The organism is Phenylobacterium sp., from assembly GCF_044372605.1.
Classification (GTDB): domain Bacteria; phylum Pseudomonadota; class Alphaproteobacteria; order Caulobacterales; family Caulobacteraceae; genus Phenylobacterium.
Window position 1 is genome coordinate 1 of sequence record NZ_JBILRO010000282.1, and the last position, 4,015, is coordinate 4,015.

Annotated in this window: 4 protein-coding genes and 1 pseudogene; 4 read left to right on the plus strand and 1 reads right to left on the minus strand. The window is 62.5% G+C overall.

From position 1 onward, the window contains the following. The 4 genes from ACIQ42_RS16735 to ACIQ42_RS16750 form a co-directional block, all read left to right on the plus strand. A partial coding sequence (locus ACIQ42_RS16735) for a phosphomannomutase/phosphoglucomutase (RefSeq protein ID WP_397423377.1) occupies positions 1 to 1,240 on the plus strand: 1,240 nt, incomplete at its 5' end. Between the two features lie 93 nt (positions 1,241 to 1,333). Further along, positions 1,334 to 2,635, plus strand: a complete 1,302-nt coding sequence (locus tag ACIQ42_RS16740; protein WP_397423380.1) for a UDP-glucose dehydrogenase family protein — start codon at positions 1,334 to 1,336, stop codon at positions 2,633 to 2,635. An 11-nt stretch (positions 2,636 to 2,646) separates the two neighbouring features. Then, on the plus strand, positions 2,647 to 3,171 hold the full coding sequence (locus ACIQ42_RS16745; protein WP_397423378.1) for a DUF6886 family protein: 525 nt from the start codon (positions 2,647 to 2,649) through the stop codon (positions 3,169 to 3,171). Positions 3,172 to 3,188: 17 nt separating this feature from the next. Beyond that, positions 3,189 to 3,428 carry a hypothetical protein gene (locus ACIQ42_RS16750; protein ID WP_397423379.1) on the plus strand — a complete coding sequence of 80 codons (240 nt, stop codon included), beginning with the start codon at positions 3,189 to 3,191 and terminating at the stop codon, positions 3,426 to 3,428. Positions 3,429 to 3,447: 19 nt separating this feature from the next. Here ACIQ42_RS16750 and ACIQ42_RS16755 read toward each other — a convergent pair. Further along, positions 3,448 to 4,015 (minus strand): annotated as a pseudogene (locus tag ACIQ42_RS16755) (phosphoglucosamine mutase); the annotation flags it as partial.

Below are 4,015 nucleotides of genomic sequence, written 5' to 3' on the forward strand. Positions count from 1 at the left end.
CGGCTGCGAGGTGCTGGATATTGGCCTGGCCGTCTCGCCGATGGCCTATTTCGCCCAGTTCGACCTGGATGCACCCTGCGTCGCAATGGTCACCGCCAGCCACAACGAAAACGGCTGGACCGGCGTCAAGATGGGCGCACAACGGCCGCTCACCTTCGGACCCGAGGAGATGGGCCGGCTCAAGGACCTCGTTCTCGGCGCCCGGTGGGAGCAACGCCCCGGGGGAACCCTGGCGCACATCGCGGGCGTGGCGGAACGCTACATCGCCGACGCCACCTCAAGGCTGAGCCTGAAACGGCCGCTGACGGTGGTTGCGGCCTGCGGCAACGGCACCGCCGGGGCCTTCGCGCCAAAAGCCCTGCGCGACATGGGTGTGGCCAAACTGATCGAGATGGACTGCGAACTCGACTACACCTTCCCCAAGTATAATCCGAACCCCGAAGACAGCATCATGCTGCACGCCATGGCCAGGACCGTGCGAGAGTACGGTGCCGATCTGGCGCTGGGCTTTGACGGAGACGGCGACCGCTGCGGGGTGGTCGACGACGAGGGCGAGGAAATCTACGCCGACAAGATCGGGCTCATGCTGGCCCGCGATCTCTCCTACCTGCACGCAAACGCAACCTTCGTCGTCGATGTGAAGTCCACGGGCCTGTTCGCCACCGACGAGGTGCTGAAGGCGAACGGCGCCACCACCGTCTACTGGAAGACCGGCCACAGCTATATCAAGCGCAAGACGGCCGAACTGGGCGCTCTGGCGGGTTTCGAGAAGAGCGGCCACTTCTTCATGAACCCGCCCATCGGACGCGGCTATGATGACGGCCTGGTAGCCGCGGCGGCCATCCTCGCCATGCTGGACCGCAATCCCGACAAGAAGCTTTCGGATCTCAAGAGAGCCCTGCCCGTCGCCCATACGTCGTTGACCATGAGCGCTCATTGTGCCGACGAGGAAAAATATGGCGTCGTCGACGATGTCGTGGCCGAGTACACGGCGTTCGCGAAGGGCGGCGGTACGATCCTGGGACGGAAGATCGTCGACCTGATTACGGTCAATGGTGTTCGGGTCGCGCTGGAAGACGGCTCCTGGGTGTTGGTCCGCGCCTCGTCCAACAAGCCTGAAATCGTCGTCGTCGTGGAAAGTACGCGGTCGGAAGACGACATGCGGGCCCTCTTCCACCAGGAAGTGAAACCCCGGCTGGCCAGGCGGTCGCAAGTGGGCGCCTACAACCAGGAAATCTAGACCTTTGAACAAGCCGCGGCGCTGGGGTTGGCGCCGCATAGATGCTGACGTTGCGGTTCGCCCCGGGGGCACCGCGTTCCAGGAGAGTTAATGATGCGCGTGGCGATGATCGGGACGGGATACGTGGGCCTCGTAAGCGGGGCCTGTTTCGCCGATTTCGGCCACACGGTGACCTGCATCGACAAGGACGCCGGCAAGATCGCGCACCTGAAGTCCGGTGGGATTCCCATCTATGAACCCGGTCTGGACCTGCTGGTGGCAGCCAACGTCAAGGCGGGCCGCCTGTTCTTCGACACGGACGCGACCCAGGCGATCCCCGAGGCCGACGCAGTGTTCATCGGCGTTGGCACACCGTCGCGACGTGGCGACGGCTATGCCGACCTTTCCTACGTCTACGCCGCCGCCGAGGAAATCGCGGGTCTGGTTCAGGGCTTCACCGTAGTGGTCACCAAGTCCACTGTGCCGGTTGGAACGGGCGACGAAATCGAGTCCATTTTCAAAAGGGTGCGCCCCGACGCCGATGTCGCCATCGTCTCAAATCCCGAGTTCCTGCGCGAAGGCGCCGCTATCGAGGACTTCAAGCGGCCGGACAGGGTGGTGGTCGGAACCACAGAGCCGCGCGCCCAGGAGATCATGCGCGAGCTCTACCGCCCGCTCTATCTCAATGAGACGCCAATCCTCTTCACCAGCCGCCGGACCTCGGAGCTGATCAAGTATGCCGCCAACGCCTATCTGGCGCTCAAGATCACCTACATCAATGAAATGGCCGACCTCTGCGAAGCCGTCGGCGCCGACGTCCAGCAGGTGGCGCGTGGCATCGGTCTGGACGGTCGGATCGGAGGAAAATTCCTCAATGCTGGCCCCGGCTATGGCGGCTCCTGTTTCCCAAAGGATACCCTGGCGCTGGTGCGCACCGCGCGTGACGCCGGAGCGCCTCTGGAACTGGTCGAAACGACGGTCAAGGTCAACGACGAGCGCAAGCGGGCCATGGCGCGCAAGGTGATCAAGGCAGCCGACGGCGATCTGAAGGGCAAGACCGTGGGCGTTCTTGGCCTGACCTTCAAACCTAACACCGACGACATGCGCGATGCGCCCTCGCTGGCAATCATCCCGACCCTGCTGGACAAGGGCGCCAACGTTCAAGCCTTTGATCCGGAGGGTGAGGAAGCCAAACATCTACTACCCAGGGTCAGCTTCAAGGACGACCCCTATGCTGTGGCCCAGGGCGCGGATGTCCTGGTCATCATCACAGAGTGGGACCAGTTCCGGGCGCTCGATCTTGATCGGATCAAGACTCTGATGAACAAGCCGGTCCTGGTGGACATGCGCAACATCTACAAGCCCGCCGACATGCGCTCGCGCGGGTTTGCCTATACGAGCATTGGCCGCGAGTAAGCGCAGATCCTATGCGTCCACGCCTCTTTCATGTGAGCGAGGAGTCGGCGATTACCCGATTCGAGCCGAGACCGGTTCCCTCGCCAGATTCGGGCATTGAGGGTCTAGCTGTCTGGGCCATCGCCGAAAGCCACCTGCCAAACTATCTCTTGCCGCGCGATTGTCCGCGTATCTGCTTTCGGGCGGGTCCGAAGACCTCCCGGCTCGACCGGGATCGATTTCTGGGCTCGGCGGATCGGATTATCGCCTTCGAGGCGGCCTGGCTCGACCGCGTCCGGCTGGTGAAACTTGCGCTATACGAGATGCCCGGAGAGGACTTCGATGAGGCCTTGCCTGACGCCGGCTACTGGATTTCGCGCCAGACTGTAGTGCCTTCGGGGGTAGGGATCGTGGATGACGCCCTGTCAGCAATCGTTAAGTCCGGAACGGAGGTCCGAATTCTTCATGACTTTTGGACACTGAGCGACGCGGTCGCAGCGTCCACCCTGCAGTTCTCGATCATCCGGAAACGCGGCGCTCAGCCCAGACGCGGCTAGAGGCCCTGGCCGTATAGATGAAAGATCGTCTGAAAGAGCCAAGCTGCGCCTGCCCAGAAGGCCAAACCCAGAATTCCAACAAAGGCGAGACAGGCTATGGAGCGGGCTGGCCGGTCCATCTGTCGCGCCGCGCCGTCAAAGGCGAGGTCGCGTCGCATAATTCCTCCCAAGCACTCTTCTTACGATCAAGCCGGATCGAGCCGGTTGAATATGACGATGCTGACACAGGAATTTCAGGTTGGATAGAGGCTTTGTGAAAGGTTGTTCATCCTGTTCTCAGGCCGCAGCTTTCTTGACGGCGCCGGCGATATCCTTGACCACCTGACGGACCAGACTGGCGTCGTCGCCCTCTGCCATGATGCGGATCAGCGGTTCGGTCCCGGAGGCCCTGACGACAAGCCTTCCGGAGCCGTTGAGACGATGTTCGGCTTCGGCCAGGACGGCCTTCACCTCTGGGTCCTCCAGCGGTTTTCCGCCGGCAAACCGGACATTTTCCAACAGTTGCGGGACCGGTTCAAACTGGCGCGCCAGCGAACTCATGGGACGGTCGCTTTCCTTCAACACCGCAAGCACCTGTAGCGCGGCCAGCAAGCCATCGCCTGTCGTCGAATAGTCCGACAGGATCATGTGGCCCGACTGTTCGCCGCCCAGATTGAACCCGCCTTCGCGCATCCGCACCATCACGGCGCGGTCGCCCACAGCAGTACGCTCAAGTTTCAGTTTTCGCTCGGCCAGGAACCGCTCAAGCCCTAGGTTGGACATCACCGTGGCCACCACGCCGCCGCCGCTCAGGCGGTTGCTGCGTGACCAACTGTCGGCGATCAAGGCCATGATCTGATCGCCG

Bases quoted from the DNA above. Each gene is read 5' to 3' on its own strand.
- ACIQ42_RS16745 (WP_397423378.1), top strand. From the start codon at position 2,647: ATGCGTCCACGCCTCTTTCATGTGAGCGAGGAGTCGGCGATTACCCGA.
- ACIQ42_RS16740 (WP_397423380.1), top strand. From the start codon at position 1,334: ATGCGCGTGGCGATGATCGGGACGGGATACGTGGGCCTCGTAAGCGGG.
- ACIQ42_RS16750 (WP_397423379.1), top strand. From the start codon at position 3,189: ATGAAAGATCGTCTGAAAGAGCCAAGCTGCGCCTGCCCAGAAGGCCAA.